16 protein-coding genes are annotated in these 20,617 nt (G+C 33.1%); 6 read left to right on the forward strand and 10 right to left on the reverse strand.

Going from position 1 to position 20,617, the window contains the following annotated elements; translation table 11 throughout:
- The first annotated feature begins 1 nt into the window (after position 1).
- Positions 2–979, forward strand: a complete 978-nt coding sequence (locus Q1A46_RS08215) for a hypothetical protein (RefSeq protein ID WP_299676532.1) — start codon at positions 2–4, stop codon at positions 977–979.
- A gap of 31 nt (positions 980–1,010) precedes the next feature.
- Here the strand turns inward: Q1A46_RS08215 and Q1A46_RS08220 are convergent, their stop codons facing one another.
- Together Q1A46_RS08220 and Q1A46_RS08225 are read right to left on the reverse strand one after the other, a co-directional pair.
- Entirely contained in the window at positions 1,011–2,639 is a 1,629-nt protein-coding gene (locus Q1A46_RS08220; protein WP_299676535.1) for a recombinase family protein, read from the reverse strand.
- 66 nt (positions 2,640–2,705) lie between these two features.
- Positions 2,706–2,903, reverse strand: coding sequence for a hypothetical protein (locus Q1A46_RS08225; protein WP_132723724.1), 198 nt, complete (start codon positions 2,901–2,903; stop codon positions 2,706–2,708).
- 1,139 nt (positions 2,904–4,042) lie between these two features.
- On the opposite strand from Q1A46_RS08225, the gene mobB reads away from it, so the two are divergent.
- On the forward strand, positions 4,043–5,296 hold the full coding sequence (gene mobB, locus Q1A46_RS08230) for a conjugal transfer protein MobB (RefSeq protein WP_132723725.1): 1,254 nt from the start codon (positions 4,043–4,045) through the stop codon (positions 5,294–5,296).
- 2 nt (positions 5,297–5,298) lie between these two features.
- Here mobB and Q1A46_RS08235 read toward each other — a convergent pair whose 3' ends face one another.
- From Q1A46_RS08235 to Q1A46_RS08270, 8 genes are all read right to left on the reverse strand, one after another.
- On the reverse strand, positions 5,299–5,922 hold the full coding sequence (locus Q1A46_RS08235) for a JAB domain-containing protein (protein ID WP_132723726.1): 624 nt from the start codon (positions 5,920–5,922) through the stop codon (positions 5,299–5,301).
- Between the two features lie 217 nt (positions 5,923–6,139).
- Positions 6,140–6,541 carry a heavy-metal-associated domain-containing protein gene (locus Q1A46_RS08240; RefSeq protein ID WP_132723727.1) on the reverse strand — a complete coding sequence of 134 codons (402 nt, stop codon included), beginning with the start codon at positions 6,539–6,541 and terminating at the stop codon, positions 6,140–6,142.
- Between the two features lie 11 nt (positions 6,542–6,552).
- Positions 6,553–8,259, reverse strand: coding sequence for an efflux RND transporter periplasmic adaptor subunit (locus Q1A46_RS08245; RefSeq protein ID WP_132723728.1), 1,707 nt, complete (start codon positions 8,257–8,259; stop codon positions 6,553–6,555).
- A gap of 2 nt (positions 8,260–8,261) precedes the next feature.
- A complete protein-coding gene (locus tag Q1A46_RS08250; RefSeq protein ID WP_132723729.1) occupies positions 8,262–8,993 on the reverse strand; it encodes a heavy-metal-associated domain-containing protein in 732 nt (243 codons plus the stop codon).
- A gap of 16 nt (positions 8,994–9,009) precedes the next feature.
- Positions 9,010–11,343, reverse strand: a complete 2,334-nt coding sequence (locus Q1A46_RS08255; protein ID WP_299676542.1) for a multicopper oxidase domain-containing protein — start codon at positions 11,341–11,343, stop codon at positions 9,010–9,012.
- A 3-nt stretch (positions 11,344–11,346) separates the two neighbouring features.
- Complete coding sequence (locus tag Q1A46_RS08260; protein WP_299676545.1) at positions 11,347–12,570, reverse strand: TolC family protein; 1,224 nt, start codon at positions 12,568–12,570, stop codon at positions 11,347–11,349.
- Positions 12,560–16,285, reverse strand: coding sequence for an efflux RND transporter permease subunit (locus tag Q1A46_RS08265; protein WP_299676548.1), 3,726 nt, complete (start codon positions 16,283–16,285; stop codon positions 12,560–12,562). The genes Q1A46_RS08260 and Q1A46_RS08265 overlap by 11 nt, the downstream gene beginning before the upstream one ends.
- Positions 16,286–16,390: 105 nt before the next feature.
- Entirely contained in the window at positions 16,391–16,774 is a 384-nt protein-coding gene (locus Q1A46_RS08270; protein ID WP_132723733.1) for a hypothetical protein, read from the reverse strand.
- A 180-nt stretch (positions 16,775–16,954) separates the two neighbouring features.
- Between Q1A46_RS08270 and Q1A46_RS08275 the strand changes: the two genes are divergently transcribed.
- From Q1A46_RS08275 to Q1A46_RS08290, 4 genes are read left to right on the forward strand one after another with little or no spacing between them, the layout of a single operon-like run.
- Complete coding sequence (locus tag Q1A46_RS08275) at positions 16,955–17,272, forward strand: DUF6660 family protein (RefSeq protein ID WP_132723734.1); 318 nt, start codon at positions 16,955–16,957, stop codon at positions 17,270–17,272.
- Positions 17,273–17,321: 49 nt separating this feature from the next.
- Positions 17,322–19,508: a TonB-dependent receptor gene (locus tag Q1A46_RS08280; protein ID WP_132723735.1), complete on the forward strand. Its 2,187-nt coding sequence runs from the start codon at positions 17,322–17,324 to the stop codon at positions 19,506–19,508.
- 2 nt (positions 19,509–19,510) lie between these two features.
- Positions 19,511–19,927: a Fur family transcriptional regulator gene (locus tag Q1A46_RS08285; RefSeq protein WP_299676553.1), complete on the forward strand. Its 417-nt coding sequence runs from the start codon at positions 19,511–19,513 to the stop codon at positions 19,925–19,927.
- Positions 19,928–19,981: 54 nt separating this feature from the next.
- Positions 19,982–20,341 carry a DUF3703 domain-containing protein gene (locus Q1A46_RS08290; RefSeq protein WP_132723737.1) on the forward strand — a complete coding sequence of 120 codons (360 nt, stop codon included), beginning with the start codon at positions 19,982–19,984 and terminating at the stop codon, positions 20,339–20,341.
- Positions 20,342–20,617 lie beyond the last annotated feature (276 nt).

Genomic DNA, 20,617 nt, shown 5'->3' on the forward strand with positions numbered 1-20,617 from the left:
TATGTTTAAATTAAAGCAGATAAATACAGAAAAACTGAGCGAAATTGATTTTGCTGATAGTATAGATTTATTCATAGGTTGTTTAGGTTATGAAGAGAGAGCAATCTATCAAGCTAAGGAAATTTTTGATAATATTAAAGATAACATAATAATTGTATTTGGAAATCATGAAGATGAACATTTTAGAAAAATCAATGAGGAGTTTTTCAAAAAAAATAATTTTAATCTCTTGTATACTGACACCCCAAACAAAGAAAGAGAATCATTATTAAAAATAGATGAAAAGATAAATGAAATACTAAATAATAGTAATGATGTTGTTAATGTTTATATTGATTATTCATCGATGACCAAAAGTTGGTATTCACATATATTGTTAGGGATTTTCAATAATGAAAGAAAAGAAAATTTAAAAATAATATTGGGCTATTCACATGCTGAACATGTACGTTCTAAATTAATAGATAATTATAATAGGATTGTTACACCTCTTTTTGGATATTGTAATTTAAGCGTCCCGAATATACCTACATCGGTTGTTATTGGATTGGGTAATGAAGCAAATAGAGTTATTGGATTAAAAGAGTATTTTGATACGGTTCCATTTGTTTTTCATTCAGATGAAACCTATAATTCGGAATATTATAAAGATGCTACTGATCTATTAGAATCATATTTATCAAGAATACCTTCTAAAAATATTTTTACCTATCCAATTAATGATTTGATATATACATATTATTTGATGGAAAATTTATGTTCAAGTTTGATTAAAAATCATAGGGTTATTATTGCCCCATGTGGTCCAAAACCTTTTACCGTTTTATCATTAATTTTATCATTAAAATATTCAGACATAATAGAGGTTTGGCAGATAACGCCTGGAGATAATTTGGAAAAGATAAATAGAAAACCAACAGGTTTGGTAACTATTTTAGAATTAGATTTTATTAAAGATGCGGAACAAGAGATAAGTTGAAGGTATGATTTAAGGTAGTAAAAAGTTGAAGTTAAACTGAAAATACTATAAACACTAATAATATACTAACAGGTTCGAATCCTGTCGCGATCACTAAAGCGGATTTTTTATCAGATATGATAGAATTTCCGCTTTTTTTATTTCCCGTATTACTTGTCATCTCTGGGATTAGCGAGAAAAACGAATTTATTCTAGTGGTTCGAACTTGGTCTAATTCTCGATTATAGTAGATTCCTTCAGGAAATAGCATTTTCTGAAAAAGCTTTTTATTCTCTAGTGTAGAGGATTCCCACAACGGCAGTACATTGGTGGCTGTTTTGGTAACAAAATGGATTACTTTTTTGAGGTTCGAACTGTATCCGCTTGTTTTTTCAATTTCTTGTTCAATTTCAAAATATTCATTTTTGTATTTGGAGCTGTATTTATCATAAAGAGGTCGATCTATTTCACCAATAACAAATCGTTCTTCGATATTTTCTAGTTTCTTTTTTAAAACATTTAAGTTGGCTTTTAAAGCTGTTTCGTTCTCTATTTTCGATCTAAAGAATCCACTCATTTGTTCCTCCAATTGTACTTTGATAATGTCTAATTCTTCTTTTTCAATTTTAAAATTAGTAAGTACGTTACTGAATAACTCATGCATTGCTTTGGCACTACGATTTACCTTACAGCCTTTTGTACGGCATTTATAGTAATACAAGTTTTTCTTCTTCACTAAATAGCCCGTCATTGCTTTTTCACATTTAGAACACTTTGTAAAGACTTTTAACGGCAAGTTGTCATTGTCTTTATTATGCACAAAGCCATGTACACGTTTTTCTTTTCTAATATTATGCACTTGTAAAAAAAGTTCTTTTGAAATCATGGCTTCATGATTCCCTTCAACTACTTGGTCTGGAATCATTTTACTTGTAATCAGCCCACAATAAAAAGGATTGGAAAACAAATCATTCAAACGTCTTTCAGATAAGTTAACTCCCATTTTCTTTAAACGTCTTACAATTTCTACGTTTGGTAATTGATTGTAAGCTTTCCATTCAAACGCTTTTTTCAGTAGTTTTCCTTCTTCATTGATCACTAACTTACGTTCTGTAGCTTTTCCTTTATTTAAGTCTTTGTATCCTCTAGGAGCAGCCCAAACCCAATACCCTTTTAAAAGGAGTTCTTTCATCCCTGTAACGGTTTTATCTCTCCTAAGTTCATTATCCATTTGCCCAAAAAGGAAAAAGATTTTTTGCTGAAAAGAACCTGAAGGAGTAGTTGGGTCAAGTTCTTGTGTAATAGCTAATGTAATGACACCATATTTTTTGAGTAATTCCTCTGCAATAGATGCTCCATTGATGCCTGAGCGAGAAAAACGTTCATAGGAATATACAATAATATAGCTTATGTTTTTTGAACGTTTTACAAAGGTGAGCATTCGATTAAACTCTTTTCTATCATCTGTTTTGGCAGATTCATATGTGCCTCCAAAATACCCCACCACATTTAAATTTCGTCTTTGAGCATATAAATCACAATGTTTTTTTTGAGAAGCTAAACTAGTATTGTCTTCTTGGTCGCTAGAGGAAACACGGGTATAAATCACCGCATTGTTACCATCTTGAAATTTTTTTGGAGCTTCTGGAGCGAATTGTTTGAAAAGAGCTAAGTTATCCATGATTTTAGGTATTGAAGATCAATAACAAAGATATAGGTCTATATAAGTTTTGTGTAAGAATATCTGTTAAAAAATATTTTGATCTTGTACAGTAAAGGTTTGCAATACGAGTAAAGAAAAGGTTTCCGCATTTTTAATAAGCTGATGATATGCTTCAACAGATATGTTTTTATACTTAGGGATTTGGCGTATTTTTTCAATAGGTAATCGTTGTTTTACCCTCTCTGTTGCTTGTGCTATATTTTCCTCATTGATGTGTTGCATAGATTGATAAACAGAAGCATGTTTTTTACTTCTTTTTATAAACTTATGGCTTTGAAGGTCTTGTAATCTATAAGTAATTAGAATCGGCTCTATTTGTCTTTACTTGTCTGATTTAAGTATGATCGTTTACTATTGGATTCGATTTTTACCATTAGTTTTTTTAAATTTTAAGGGGTTTGTAATAGATGAAGCTTTTACCATTTTTCGGGACAACGAAAAACGAGTAGGATATAAGGAGTTCTAATTTGAAAGCGGTTGCTTTTTTCGCTTAACTGCCTGTACGCTCAAACACAACCACTTTCAAAAGAACTGCTATATATCCTTATGAAATTTGTAAAGACTGTACAAGTTTTAGAAAATATTAAGGTATCTACTTCCTTGAAAATGCAAGCATTTTACTACGTCGCAAACACACCTAATTATTTCCTAAAAGTCTTGACAAATTCCACTTCATCTATTTTGCTATTAATGGAACATCAAACCTATACCCCTTAAAATTCATTGAAAAATAAATGGTTTCTTTTTTATTGATGATATTTCCGACTAACTAACTAGCTGGCTGTGGTACTAGCTAATCGTACTTACTTCTGCATTTACAATTAATTAGCTGAATAAATAGCTATCTAGTTAATTAGCTAATGGTACAATCAACTATAGATATTTCTACACAACCAGTCATACAAATGTTTGGATGGATGACTAGCTAGCTCTACAATGGTAAAGTCAGCCGACGAAACAGCGATACGGTCATACAGCGATACGGCGATACACCAAAGAAACAGCACTTTTACTTTGTTTTTGTTTTAAAATTTCACCCTTTGGAGTCTAATGGCTTTTGGTGTCTTGTTTTGTCCGTAACTACCATAGTGTTATTACTATTTATCCATTTTTAATTTGTAATAATCAGTTCTAGAAGTAGTAATATTCCATTACTACACTAAAAACTGTTCAACGGAACAGAGCAAGTTGTGTAATGAGTGCCTCAAAAATACTTTTGTGCCTCTCAATACAAACTTGTCCTACGGAGTTTAAAATCCCTCCGAAGTCGAGGATTTTGAAAATAAATGAATAGGAAGTTGTATTACTAACGAATTAAAATGATGAAAAAGCATCTGTTTTAATTCCAAAATTTGAAAATAATGATAGCAAAAATAGGACGCGGAAATCACTTAAAAGGAGTGTTATTATACAATTATGAGAAGATTGAAAAGGAACAAGGAAGCATTATTCATTGTAATAGAATGATGCTTCCATTGACAGGAGAATTTACCATTCCGTTATTGGAACGTTCTTTTGAACCTTATCTGATTGCAAATAACCGTACCGAAAAACCTATACTTCATATTTCGTTAAATCCAAACCCGAAAGATGCAGTTTCAGATGAACTTTTTAGCACATTAGCCGAAAATTATATGCAGGAAATGGGATATGGAGAACAGCCTTATGTGGTGTTTAAACACACTGATACCGAAAGAGCTCATATTCATATTGTTTCAACTTGTGTTGATGAATATGGCAAACGTATTGCTGATAGTTTTGAAAAAGTACGTTCTATGAAGGTTTGCCGAAAATTGGAAAAACAGTTTCAGCTTACTTCGGCAATTGACAAGATTGAAAAAAAGGATATTCCAATACAAAAAGTAGATGCGACTAAGAATAATTTAAAGCAACAGATTACCTCAGTACTCACATTTGTAAATGAAAATTATCATTACCAAACATTTGGGGAATACAATGCTTTTTTATCTTTTTTCAATATAACATCACAAGAAGTTCGTGGAATTATTCATGGAAAAGAAAAACGAGGGTTGGTATATTTCGCTACGAATGATGCAGGAGAAAAAGTAAGTAACCCGTTTAAATCTTCTCGTTTTTCACAACCTGTTGGTTTAATAGATTTACACCGAAAGTTTAAAAAATCAAAAGCTTTTATTAACACCTATAAACCCCAAAAGCGAGTTCGTGAATTGGTGCGTGATGCAATGCAAAAATATCAGAGTCAAGAAGGTTTTAAAAAGTATTTACAGGATAATAAAATATCAACTTTTGTTCGAGAAAACAAGCAAGGCAGAATTTATGGAATCAGTTTTATAGACCACATTTCTAAAACGGTATTTAATGGTTCTCGTTTAGGTAAAGATGTATCTGCAAATGTATTTCACCGCCTGTGGAACGAAGCAGAACCACCAATCTCAACTTTCGTCAAAGAAAACTCAGAGGAACATTTTATAGAAGGTATAGAAAATGAACCAATAGAAAAAGAGCAAAGCTTTTCTAATGCAAATATTATGGAGGCTTTGGGAAACTTGGTATTAATGGATATTCCTAAAGAAATAGACGATAATACCGTAAAGAAAAAACGTAGAAAGAAAAGAGGTATAAAACGAAGATGATGTTAAAGTTTTTTAACTCTCAGTTTCTCAATTTCTTGGACAGGTAACCCAGTAGAAAAAGCAATCGTTTCATTATCAACTCCTTTTCTTTTAAGTTGCTTGGCTACTTCAATTGCTTTTTTTTGTTCAGCTATTTTAGCAGCATCTTTTTTTATTCTTTCTTCTAGTACATATTGAGGAACATATTTTGTGCTTTTTTCAAGTTCTTCTAATAAACCTATATTTTTAAAACTTAAATAACTTTTAGGAGTAATAATTAGATGGTCAGATACAGGTGTGTCAACAATAATACCTACTTGTATTAATCGGTCTGTAATATTTTTATCTCCTTCGGATGGTTTCAGTTCTCCGCTAGGATGATTATGGCATAAAATGATTTTAACCGCGCGTTTTTGCAATGCCAAACTAAATACTTCCATTGGTTCGGCAAGTGTTTTGTTTATTGTTCCTAAGCTTATTAATTCAATAAAAAGAATACGGTTATTATTCTCTAAACCAATAACCCAAAAGTGTTCTCTGTTTTGGTCTATTTTATCTTCACGGAGCAAGATTTTTTGCATGATTCCGTAAATGTCATCTGAGTTTAGAATTTTTATTTTTTCGGCTTCGGTTAATTTAATATCCATAAAAACAAAAATAAGGTTTTATGTTTAGAAGTATAAATTCCTTTTTTGATTGGTTAATCAGAAAATTTACCATGATATAAGTATCTAAATATATATATGCAAAATGTGCTTCTATATTTCTGTAAACCTAACTACTCATAAAAGTAAAAAAGAGTCTAAAATAAAGACTCTTTTTTATAGACTATATATAGTATTTAGCAGCTTTTTTCTTTTTGTTCTAATTTAAACCCATTTTCATCTGGTGGTCATACTTACAACACGCAGGTAAATTCTCATAAGCAGATTCATTGCCCATTACTTTATCTGTATCATAGCCTGAAGCTGAAATTGCATTGTGAATAGCTTCTACATTTGTTTTAGATGCATCGAAAGAAACGTCTATTTTCTTTTTGTCAACATCCCAAATTGCTTTAGATACGCCTTGAATACTATTTGCTGCTTTTTCAATGGTGCTTTTACACATACCACAATTACCACGCACCCCAAATGTTGTTTCAGTAGAAGCTAATTTGTTTGCTGTGGTTTGCTCTGTTTTAGTGGTTTCTTTTTTAGTTTCATTTTTACAGCTTACTAAACCAATTGTAGCTATGATGGCTACGCTTAACATCACTTTTTTCATTATTTAAAATTTTAATTGTTATTTATTACTTGTTTTACTTCACCACATTTCAACATCATCTCGCCGAAATACGGATTTAATACTTGTTTTTCTTTACTTAACCAATATGCTCCTTTGTCGCTATCTGCCATTGGGCAATATTGTTTGTAACTAATTTCATTGATACCAAAGGATTGTACAGCCAAAATAAAATGCTCTGATAATATCTTAAATTGTTTACGTTGTATTTTAATATTTTCGGAATTAGCAATAGCATTACTACTCGATATTAAAGTTTTATTTAGCATCATCCATTGTATGTGAGCCTCATTATTAGCTAATAGTTTCATATCAATTTTTTGTAGTGCTTTGTATAAATTTAAAGCACTATTTTTTGATAATTCCGCATCTGATTTTATCAAATTGTCTTTTAATTTGATGTATTCATCGTAGGCTGTCTGTAATTGCGACTTGAATTTTTTACTCACTTCAAACTGTTCGCTCATTTCTTTTTTATGGTTCATCATCGACTTTTTGCCTTGTAATTGTGCCGATGCATCAATAGTAAATACTCCATTGGTTACCACTTCATCGCCTTGTTGCAAACCGCTTTTTACTTCGTAATTGTCGCCTAATTTGCTACCTAATACTATTTCTTTCATTTCAAAAATAGGATTGTCGGCATCTGGTTTTACATATACTATTGAGCGTTTTCCTGTCCATAGTACAGCCGATGCAGGTATCAATAATTGCGCTTTGGCATCTTTTACTTTGGCATCTACTTTTCCTGTTACAAACATTTCGGGTTTAAATAGCTCTTTGCGATTGTTTAAAACCGCTCGAATAGTTACAGTACGAGTTTGCGGATTTAAAACTGGATTGATAAACGAAATTTTCGCATTAAAAACTTCGTTAGGATAGGCATTGGTAGTAATGGCAATAGCTTGTCCAACTTTAAAATTACTGATTTGATTTTCGTACACATCAAAATTTGCCCAAACCGTATTCAAATTGGTAATTTTTAATAAGGGTTGCCCTTGTTTTATATAATCGCCTTGTTCTACTAATTTTTCTGAAACTGTTCCAGATACAGTAGCGTACACAGGAAAGTTTTCTTTTACTTTTTTTGAACTTTCAATTTGATTGATTTGGTTATCTGACAGCTTCCATAATTTTAACTTATTACGCACCGCTTTATACAATGCAGGCTGTGTTTCTTTTAAGGTAGATGCAGTTAATAGTTCTTGTTGTGCCTTAACCAATTCGGGCGAATAAATAGTGGCTAAAAGTTGTCCTTTTCTAACACTTTCGCTTGTAAAACTAATATTTAAACGTTCTATTCGTCCTGCAAAATAACTTACTTGTACTGCGTTGGCTTGTTCGTTTTCGGCAATTTTTCCTGATAAGGTTATTCCATTATCCGCATTTGCAGTAGCGTTACCAATAATGGTGGTTTGCACATTTGACAATGCCATTGCATTTTTTGTAAGTTTAAATTGATTAGGTGATAAACCGTCTGCACCAGCTTCGGCAGGAATTAAATCCATACCACAAATTGGGCAGTCGCCCGCTTCGGGTTGCATAATTTGTGGGTGCATTGAACACGTCCATTTTTGTGATATGGCACTATCGGTTTTATGATTGTGACTTGTTTCTTTATCTGATGAATTACCAAAGAATAGCTTTCCTAAAAGTAATCCTGCCACTAAAATTATAACGTATATGATGTATTTTTTCATTTTTAAAAGATTAACATTAATACAGCCATTACTAACATAATAGCATTTTCTATAAAAGTTGCTTCGGTCATTGGTAGTTTTAAAGCCGTACCTAAACACGCACAACGAATTGCCTTTTTATCAAGTAATGTTTTGGTTACTCCTACGGTTGTTATTCCTAATACGATAATGGTTATAATTAGTGCTATGTTAATTTCAAATCGCATTAAAAGCATCAATCCTAAAGCGGTTTCTATAAATGGATAAATTTTAGCATATACAGGCACTCGTTTTGCTAACGGGTCGTACATTCTAAAACTATCTGGAAAACCTTTTAAATCTAACATTTTAAAAAAGCTGAACACGATATAAAACAAGCCCATAAAATCCAGCATAAACTCTCGCCAACTCCAATCTTTGTAGTGTAACAATATACTTGCTACGGTTATGTATAATAAGATTAAAAACAAGGGTTTTAATTGCTCGATTTTGCTTTTTTCTTGTACCATTTCAAAGTCTGAAAAGGCTTTTGCAGCTACCTTTTTAACAGGTGGTTTTTCAAAAATGGTGTATTTTTCTTGCAACACATTTTGCAAATCTGATAAACCAATATGTTTACTCATAGTAATTTCAGCTTCTTTATTTTCAAGATTTACCTTTACATCGGTAACGTTACCCAAACTACTTAAACTTTTTTCTACGCTTGCTTTACAGCTTCCGCAAGTCATTCCGTCAATTTTATATATGTGTTTCATTGTTTACTTTTTTAAATTAAAATCTTGCTAAAAGGCCACCACCCCAGCCATATCGGTTGTTATAGTTGCCTTGTATTGAAAAATTTCTTGAAAGAATATAAGATACCCCAACCAACCATTGGGTTTCTCCCTCATAAGATTTACTTTCAATGTCATTGACCCAACCAAAGTCTGCTCTATATTCATATTCGCCTTCAAGAAAAATTCGAGGAAAAATTAATAGCTCTCTATCCAAACGTATTCTTGGGCGTAACTGATTATCCATGCTCACATCTACATTAAATCTATAGGGTGTGAAATATTTAATACCAACTAATCCTACCGTATTAAACGTGTCATAAGAATCTGGTGTTGACGTTTCGGTATTTACACCTGCATACAGGCGCACCCAATCATTTAAGTATCGGTTGTAATTTACTTCTACTTCAGCATTTTTATTATAGTCAAATTCGGCACGCAAGCCAAATTCATTTCTAATATTACTGGACATAAGGTTTAATTCTGAAAAATTGGAACCTGCACGAGCTCTTCCCCAAGAATAATAATGGTCGGTTTCTTCTATTAGATTTGTTACTGGATAATCCTTCATTCGTTCATCCCTTGGTGTATTATAGCTAAATACTCGTGCCATACCTCCCATCATATGATATAATACGTGACAATGAAAAAACCAATCACCATATTCTTCGTTATAAAATTCAATAACCACTTTTTGCATTGGTGGCACGTTAACCGTATGCTTTAATGGTGAACGTTCTCCATTTTCGTTAATCACTCTAAAATAATGACCGTGAAGATGCATTGGGTGATGCATCATTGTTAAGTTATTTAATGTTATTCTGGTAACCTCTCCTCCTTTAATTTTAATCTTATCTGTTTCAGATAATGGCACACCATTTATACTCCACACGTAGCGTTGCATATTACCTGTTAGGTTAAGTAAAAGGTCATTTACTGGTAAATCTTCCTTATAAGTGGTATTTTCTTTTGCCTTCAAAAAATCGTAGTTGAAATAGGTTTTACGTGTATTGTAATCAAAAGACCTAGAGTCTTTCTCAATCATAGACATATTATGGCTCATTGGGATAGAATCCTTTTTCATATCCTTCTTTTTGTCCATTTCCATTTGCATATGATTATCATTCATAGGTTTTTGATCGTCCATTTTCATACTCATTTGGTTATCCATCTTACCATCTTTCATATCCATTTGCATCCCATACTTTTTCATTAAAGCTTCAGGCGTATTTTTCTTTTGATTACCTGCCATTGCAGGTGCACCCATTTTCATATCCATTTTAGCCATTTGCTTCATCATCGCAACTTTGTTTGGTCTGTCTATTATAGTTGCTGGAAAAAGTTTACCATTCCCCAAACGAATGGAAGTATTGCCTGACCCATCCTGAGCTGTAGCAGTAATTTCTAGAGTTCCATTTGGAATCGTTACAATTATATCATAAGTTTCAGCTATACCGAATAGGAATCTATTCTTACTAACGGGTGTAACATCAACTCCATCACTTGAAACGATTTTAGGATTACCAGCTCCAAAATCCATCCAATAGTAAGTCGATGCAGATGCGTTGATAAAGCGAAGTCTTACCTTTTCTCCAGACTTAAACTCTGGATATTCCGCCAGTTTTTTACCATTAGATAAAAATGCAGGGTAATAAATGTCCGCAATATCTGCGCCTTCCATTCTATCGCGCCAAAACTTAAATTGCGCGCCTAATGCACCTTCTTTTATAACTCTACTTAACGGTACAGCTGTTCCTTTTTTAACTTGATACCATTCGTTACCTCGTTTAAGGTTACGAAGCACATTCATTGGTTTTTCATTTGTCCAATCGGAAAGCAATACGACTAAATCTTTATCATATTCCAATGTTTTTTCTTTTGGATGAATGACAATAGACCCATAAACACCTTTTTGCTCTTGTAACATTGTATGGGAATGATACCAATACGTACCAGATTGGTTGATTGGGATTCTATATTGAAATGTTGTACCAGATTTTATTGGTGGCGTTGTTAAATAGGGCACACCATCATAAAAATTAGGAAGAATTAATCCGTGCCAATGCACAGACGTTTCCACATCCATTTTGTTGGTAACATTAATAATAGCAAGGTCACCTTCATTAAATTCCAAAACTGGTCTGGGAATACCACCATTGATAGTCATACCTTTAGCAGTTATACCAGCAAGTGTCATTTCATTTTCCTCAATAGTGAGATTATATTCTTTTATTTTCCTTCCTTCTTCTTTTCTGTTATCACCATTAGTTCCTACTTGGGCAAATGCAATTGACGTTAGGAATAATAGAAGTATTGTGTTTAATATTTTCATTGTTTACTGAATTAAATAGTTAATAATGGCACGTTGTACATAATAATTTTGCACCGCCTTAATTTGGTTTAACTGAAACTTTAACTGCAATTCTTGAATATCGAGAACATCGTTAAAATCAATCGTGCCTGTTTCGTAGCTTTTAACAAGAATAGTTTCGGCATTTTTAGCTTGTTTCAAGTTCTTGCTTTGTGTGTTGTATCGTATTCTTGCCGATGCTCGCTCGTTAATTGCTTTATCTAACAAGGTTTCTAACTTGTTAAATCGCTCTTGTTTTTGGCTGTTAAATTCTTCTCGCTGAATTTCGTTTTGCTTGGTTTTCGACTTATATTTTTTATTGAAAATTGGAATAGACAACGATACCATTGGCATTATAATATCTTTTCCGTTATCGCTAAAATTCATATTTGGACGTTGCGCAACGTTAACATAATCTAACCCAAAGCCTATCATTGGGCTACTTTCCTTTTGGTTTAATAGTTCAGATTTTTCAACTGATTGATACAACTTGTCGTATTTTATTAATTCAGGATGAAATTGTAAACTATCTGTATTTATCGTGCTGTCGTCCAACGGAATTTCTAATTCTGAAACCACATTTACCGCAGTGTTTTTATCTCTGTTTAATAGCTTATTAAAGGCTGTTTGTTCGGCTAAAAACTGTTGTTGCAAAACGGCTTTAGATTGGTTTAAATCGTTTTGTCGCATTTGCAAACGCAACACATCTACGGCAGATGCTTTGCCAACTTCAACCGACGTTAACGCCATAGTTTCGTAGGTTTTTAGCAAGTTGATATTTTCGGTTAAAACCTGCTGTTTAGCCTTAATTGCGTACAAATTGTAATACGAAGTTGATACCGATGCGATTAATTGTCGTTTGGCAATGGTAATATCTTCATACTTGGCATCGGCTAACGAACTCACATAATCTTCTCTCGAACTAATTGTACCAAACCAAGGCAACATTTGATTTACAGATACTTTAAAACGTTGTGCGCCTGTTCGTGTTTCGGGTTCGCTTACAAAATATCCTACGCCAATGTTGGTATTGGGTAAGGTATTTACTTCGTTTACCTTTTCTGAAACACGTTTGTATTGCAGTTCAAACTGTTTAATTTTTGGATTGTTTGCCAAGGCTTCATCAATAAGCGATTGCAGTTCTTGTGCATTAGAAAATCCGCTAAAAACAAGAATGAATAGTATGGATAATATGTTTTTAGTTTTCATTTTTTGTCTTTCTTTTTAATAAAAATTCTTCTCGTAAACTGTACAACACAGGCAGTAAAAAATAAGATGTAACGTCGATAATCATACCACCAAAGGCAGGAATTGCCATTGGTATCATAATATCGCTTCCTCGTCCTGTGGATGTGAGTACAGGCAGTAATGCTAAAACGGTTGTTGCTGTTGTCATTAAACACGGTCTTATGCGCTTTTCGCCTGCTTCTACAACCGATTTTCGTATATCGGCTTTTGTTGTTGGTTCGTTTTTGGCAAAGGTTTGTTTTAAATAGGTTGCCATTACTACACCGTCGTCGGTGGCAATACCGAACAAGGCAATAAAACCTACCCAAACCGCCACACTCAAATTAATTGTATGCATTTGGAACAGCTCTCGAATGTTTTGCCCAAAAAAGCTAAAGTTTAAAAACCACGATTGTCCGTAAAGCCACATCATTATAAATCCGCCTGCAAAGGCGACAATAATTGCCGTAAACACCATTAAAGAAGTAGTTGTTGAACGGAACTGAAAATATAAAATGATGAAAATGATAAGCAATGCTAATGGTACAACTACCGACAAGGTTTTTTCGGCTCGTATCTGATTTTCGTATGTTCCTGTAAATTGAAAATTAATACCTTTTGGTACAATTAATTCGCCACTTTCTATTTTTTGCTGAATGACTTTTTGCGCATTTTCAACTACGGTTACTTCGGCAAAATCATTGAGTTTATCAAACAACACGTAGCCAATTAAAAAGGTATCTTCACTTTTAATTACTTGTGCGCCTTGTTCGTAACGAATGGTTGCCAATTCACTTAATGGTACAGAATTACCTTTACTTATTGGTACATAAATTTGTTCTAAATCGGTTGGTGTGGTACGCAGTTCTCTTGGATAACGAACACGCACACCGTAACGCTCTCTTCCTTCAACGGTTTGGGTTAAAGGCATACCACCAACAGCTACTTTTAAAACATCTTGCACCTTTTGAATTGAAACGCCGTAACGTGCTATTTTTTCTCTGTCGATGTCGATTAACAGATATGGTTTTCCTACGATTCTATCTGCAAAAACGGCTTCTTTTTTAACACCTGTAACTGTTTTTAAAATGCTTTCTAATTGCACACCAAAGGCTTCAATTTCTTTTAAATTTTGTCCTTTTACTTTGATACCCATTGGCGCACGCATTCCTGTTTGTAGCATTACCAATCGGGTTTCGATAGGTTGTAGTTTTGGTGCAGATGTAACGCCTGGTATTTTGGTTGCCTTTACAATTTCATTCCAAATATCATTGGTAGATTTTATGTTCGGTCGCCAATTTCGGTAAAACTCGCCGTCGTTGTCTTCAATTAATTCATCGGTAGAAACATCCGAAAAAATAATTTTAGAAGTTGCATCGGTCGAATTTGGATTGGCTACTGTTTTGCCGTTTTTCAACACAAATAATCCGTCGTTATTTACTTGATAACGCTGACGTTCGCCGTGGTTATTAAGTGCATATTCGGGTTTGTAAATAATTACGTTTTCATACATTGAAAGTGGTGCAGGGTCTAAAGCCGATTCGGTTCGTCCTGCTTTACCAACTACCGTTTTTATTTCAGGAATGTTGGCAACACCCATATCCAACTGCTGTAAAACACGTTTGTTTTCTTCAACGCCCGAATGTGGCATTGAGGTTGGCATTAGTAAAAACGAGCCTTCGTTTAAAGACGGCATAAACTCTTTGCCTGTGTTTTTGAAAATTAAAAATCCGAGAATGGTAATCGTCGTTGGAATTGCCAAAAAGAGTATTTTGTTTGCTAATGCCCATTGTAAAATTTGAGCATAATATTTTCGTAATAACGAGAATGCACCTAACAATCCGAAACAAATAATAGCCACAAACAACAGGTTTAACAATACACTTTTGCCTACACCTAATGGTCGCCAATATTCAGCCAATAAAAATACAATAGCTAATGAAGCAATAACTATATTAATTAGATTTACTTGTTTGTCGGAAACTTTTTGTTGCAGTTTTAAAATGCCTGTACAACCGAAAGCGATTAAGAGTATTCCTAACCAATTTCCGAAGACAATAGAAACAACACCCAAACCAATTAATACAGCATTGATGATGTACGATAGATTTTTGGTAATACTTCTTCGTTTAAAAATGATAGTTGCAAATGGCGGAATTAAAAACAACGCCACCACTAATGCCATAATAAGTGCAAAGGTTTTGGTAAACGCCAAAGGACTAAATAATTTCCCCTCTGCGCCAACCATTGTAAATACTGGCAAAAAGCTAATTATTGTAGTCATTACAGCGGTAACAATTGCGCCCGAAACTTCGGCAGTAGCATTGTAAACTACAGTATTGATTGGTAAATTATTTTCGTTCTTTTCTAAATGATTTAAAATGTTTTCTGATAGAATTACACCCACATCTACCATTGTTCCGATAGCGATTGCAATTCCAGATAAGGCTACGATATTGGCATCAATTCCAAAGGCTTTCATTGCAATAAATACCATTAAAACCGCCACAGGTAATAAGCTCGAAATTAATATGGATGCTCGTAAATTATACACCATTACAATAATTACTAAAATGGTAATGAGTATTTCTAATGTGAGCGCTTCGTTAAGTGTTCCTAATGTTTCTTGTATCAATTCTGAACGGTCGTAAAACGGTACAATGGTTAATTGAGATGTTGTACCGTCTGCCAATACTTTTGAGGGCAAACCTGCGCTTAATTCTTTAATTTTTTCTTTGGTATTATTGATAACCTCTAACGGATTTGCACCATAACGTGCCACCACAACTCCGCCCACGACTTCTGCGCCCTCTTTATCTAAAATCCCTCTACGAGTTTTTGCGCCGAGCGATACTTTGGCAATGTCTTGTATTTTTATTGGCGTGTAATTGGCTGATGAAACTACCGCATTTTCAATATCTTTTATAGATGTGATATAACCCAAACCACGCACCAAATATTCTACTTGATTAATTTCTATGGTTTGCGCTCCGATGTCTTGGTTACTTTGCTTTACAGCTTTTACAACTTGCTGCAGATTGATGTTGTATTGACGCATTAATTCAGGGTTTACGTCAATTTGATATTCTTGAACATATCCGCCAATTGATGCTACTTCAGACACACCACCTGCTGATGACAAAGCATATTTTACATAGTAATCTTGTATACTTCTCAGTTCGTGTAAATCCCAACTGCCTGTAACGTTTCCGTCTTTATCTCTACCCTCTAATGTGTACCAATAAACTTGTCCTAAGCCTGTGGCATCAGGCCCTAAAGTTGGATTAACACCCTCTGGCAATAAACCACTTTGTAACGAGTTGAGTTTTTCTAAGATGCGTGAACGGCTCCAGTAAAATTCGATGTCTTCTTCAAAAATTACATAAATGCTCGAAAATCCAAACATTGAGGAACTACGAATGGTTTTTACGCCTGGTATGCCTAACAACGAGGTGGTTAACGGATAGGTTATTTGGTCTTCTATGTTTTGTGGCGAACGTCCGTCCCATTTTGTAAATACAATTTGTTGGTTTTCGCCGATATCTGGAATGGCATCTACCGCTACGGGTGCGCTTGGTAAAAAGCCTGTATTCCAATTAAAAGGTGCGTTTACAACTCCCCAACCTATAAATAAGGTAAGTAATAAAACCGCAATGAGTTTGTTTTTTATTAAAAATTTGATGCTTTTATTGAGCATAAAAAAATGATTTTAAATGATTAGACATTGGTATAAATAAATACCGTGAACAGCAATATATCCTTTGAAATAACAATGGATATAAATTGGTCTAATACTTTAAAATCAGATTAAATATACTTCGTCGAGAACGTGAATATCCTTGATGACGAGTGGAGGAGAATAATTTTTAAAAGGAATTACCTTATTATGTAATCCTTCAAATATGTTAATATAACTATAACAAAAGCTTGCTAAGAAAACTTGTTGCTCGAAAGATAAATTATCAAACGAAGACTTTTTTAAATTATCTTGCCCTTCGATAAGTTGTGTAACGTCTTTACAACAATTCTTTTTAGCTACGGAACATTTTTTGTTATTAGTATCTTGCTTCATTTTCATTCCACAAGTTATTGCTTCACTAAAATAGCTTGTACTCACCAATGTATCACCACAAAAATGGTTATTGATAGTAAACGACATCGTAGAAAATACAACTACTAATGCCATGACAATAGACGCTATTTTATAAAACAAATGTTTCATTATTGTGATACAAATATACGGAAAATAAAAATGACTGCAATGGAACAATATTTTTACAAAATAAGGGTATTATGTGTAGAGGAAGGTCTGTAGAATAATGTATTTGCACAACTATTGCATTAAAATATTACTACTTTTGTGTTGATGAAAAATATTGCAATCATATTGTCATTATTACTTTTAGTTTTATCAGCAAAACCTTGTTCTGATGGAACAAATAGTGAAGATTTGCATCAAAGTGAAATAGGGTCTAATCATAATCATCAAGAAGACTCTGATGATTCTTGTCCTGTCACTTGTGCTTGTGATTGTTGTGGTATGTCAATAACTTATGAACCTTTAAGGGTATATAGCTTAATTAACTATAATAGCATATCAACTAACTTAATTTCTACTTACCAACCTATTTATAGATTTAATTTTCTTTCCAATATCTGGCAACCGCCTCAAGTAATAAGCTAATAACAGAATACATAAATCAAATTATTAGTCAATTACATTTATATTTCCAATGAATAAATATATATTGAGCGTAAAGCTCATTTTAATACTTTGCCTATCATTAAAGGCACAAACATCAGATATACAAGTTAAAGTTATTACAGAGATTGAAAACGAACCTTTAATGGGGGCTACGGTTTACTTTGAAGCATTAAAAAAAGGTGCAGTTACTAACTTTGATGGAATTGCAGAATTTTCAGAAATTCCAAATGGCAAACATCAAATAGTTATTTCTTTTTTAGGGTTTCAAACTTTAGAAACTATAATCCAAGTACCTAATGATTCTAATTTAATCTTCAAGCTTAAAGAAGATAGTAACCAATTGGAAGCTGTTGTGCTTCAATCAACTCGTAGTACAAGAACAGTTCGTAAGATTCCTACTCGAATTGAATTTATAGGGACAGAGGAATTAACTGAAAAAGCAATTATGAACCCTACAAATATATCTATGGTACTTCGTGAAAGTACAGGGATACAAATGCAACAAACCTCATTAAGTAGTGGTAACACCAATATAAGAATACAAGGATTGGATGGTAGATACACACAGCTTTTAAGAGATGGTTTTCCTTTGTATAGTGGCTTTTCAAGTGGTTTGAGTATTTTACAGATTCCACCATTAGATCTAAAACAGTTTGAAATCATTAAAGGAAGTTCTTCTACTTTATATGGTGGTGGGGCAATAGCTGGATTGGTGAATATGGTTTCTAAAACACCAGATGAAGAACCTTCATTAGATATTATGCTTACACAAACCCAAGCATTGGGTAGTACGGCAAATGTATTTTATAGTCAACGTAATGAGAAGTTTGGATTTTCACTTTATGGCTCTGGTCACTATCAAAAAGCATTCGACCCTGAAGACGATGATTTTAGTAATTTGCCTAAAACCAAATCAATTTCTTTTAACCCAAAAGTATTTTATTATCCATCAGAAAAGACTACAGTTTGGTTTGGATTAAACGGAACGTATGACGATAGAATTGGTGGTGACATCACTAAAATTGAAAATAACCAAAATGGGATTCATCAATATACTGAAGAAAATAATTCAAAACGTTTGAGTAGTCAGTTTGTCTACGAAACACAATTGGATTCGGTTAGTTCGTTACAGTTTAAAAATAGTGTGTCATTTTTTGATAGAAGTTTAGTTGTTCCAACACTAAACTTTGAAGGTAAGCAGACAAATACATTTACCGAGTTCAGTTATAGTAAACGGAACGAAAGAACAGATTGGATATTGGGAGCTAATCTTTATACATCGAATTTTGATGAAAATGATAATGCTCCGTTACAACGTGACCAAAAAGATATCACCTTTGGAGCATTTGCAAACAATATTTATGACCTATCTAAAAACTGGATTTTAGAAACAGGTTTGCGAGTAGATTATAATACAGACTTTGGTTTTTTTCCATTGCCACGAGTTTCGTTGCTTTACAAAAGTGACAATGGATTTTCAAGTCGAGTAGGTGGTGGATTAGGCTATAAAATACCTGATATTTTTACGGAGGAAGCTGAGTATATCAATTTTGAGAATGTACTAGCCATAGATAAATCAACACTAGATGCGGAACGTTCTTATGGAATTAACTTTGACGTAAACTATCAAACTCGCTTATCTGATGAGATTGGTTTTTCTGTGAATCAATTATTCTATGTTACAGCAATAAATAATGGACTACTTTTAAATTCTACAGCTAATGGATTATTTCAATTTGAAAATGCATCAGATGAAATTTTAAGCAAAGGAGCGGAAACCAATATCAAATTTACTTACAAAGACTTTAGGTGGTTCTTAAATTATGCGTTTATAGATACAAGACTAAATTATTTACCTGATACCCCTCAAAAACCACTAACAGCTAAGCACAATGCAGGTAGTGTTTTAATGTACGAATCTGAAAAATGGCGAGTAGGTTATGAGACCTATTATACAGGAAAGCAATTCTTATCTAACGGAACAGAAACTACCGATTTTTTTACAATGGGGTTATTGGTTATGCGTAATTTTAAATTAGGAAGTGTATTTGTAAATTTTGAGAACTTTACAGATAGAAGACAAAGCAGATTTTCACCTTTGGTTTTGCCACCGCACGAAAATCCTGTTTTTCCTGAAATTTATGCACCTACTGACGGTTTTATTTTTAGCATAGGACTTATTATTAAACCATTTGGAAACGAAGACCACCATTAATTATGGAAACAATAGAACAATTATTAGAATCAAAAAATATTCGTGTAACTGCAATGCGTTTGTTAATCTATAAGTTTCTTACAGAAAAAGAAGTGGCAATTACATTAGGCGATATTGAAAACGCCTTTGATAAAGCAGATAGAACAACTTTATACAGAACTATTAAGACCCTTGAGAAAAATGATATAGTACATCAAATAGATGATGGAACAGGAATAACTAAATATGCATTATGTGAACAAGGTTGTAATTGTGAAATTGAAACAGATTTACATTTGCATTTTCATTGCACTAATTGCGAAGAAACTATTTGTTTAACAGAACATAAGATTCCTCAAATTAAAGTGCCAGAAGGTTTTGTTTCTGAAAATGTTAACTTGGTGGTAAAAGGCATTTGCGATAAATGTAGTGGACAATAAATGCACTTCCATTGCACCATCTTTTAAATTAGTTTTATCCTAAAATCAATGGATATGAAGTTTAACACAAAAATACCTAAACATTTAAATCAAGCTTATAAAAAGGAATTGAAGCAATACCGTTATTATCTAAAAAACAACCAATATAATAGTGCTTGGTTTCATTTGGAAAGAAGCCATATCATAGGTCAATCTTATCCATTAGAGCACACATATTCTCATTGGTTGATGCTAAAGTTTGGGTTAATGCGAAAAGACGTTAAAGAAGTAATTGGTCAAATATTACGTTTGCTATTTGGTGGTTGGAAATCATTTATTAATCACGTTCCTCTCGGAAATACTGGAGGTGTAAATGTCCCACCATTAAAACGTATGGCCTTTCCGAATGATATTGAAAAATTAATGAAAGATTAGTTTTAGGTGATTTAATTTAAGATAGTTATAATTGTAATATTTTTTAAGAATAAGGCATAATACAAAATGCGACTATAGTTTTATATATATATGCACTTTCATAAAATGAAATTTTAAAAAAAATTACAATTATAATTAAGCAAGAAATTAGTGAATACTATTTTTGATACAACCTAGTATGTAGCTAAAATCTTCAATAATAATATTCGACACCTCCCCGCTTGGGGTCACAATAAGCCTTACTAGTTTTAGTAAGGCTTTTTTGTTTTTATAGAT

It is taken from the genome of uncultured Tenacibaculum sp., assembly GCF_947502995.1.
Classification (GTDB): domain Bacteria; phylum Bacteroidota; class Bacteroidia; order Flavobacteriales; family Flavobacteriaceae; genus Polaribacter.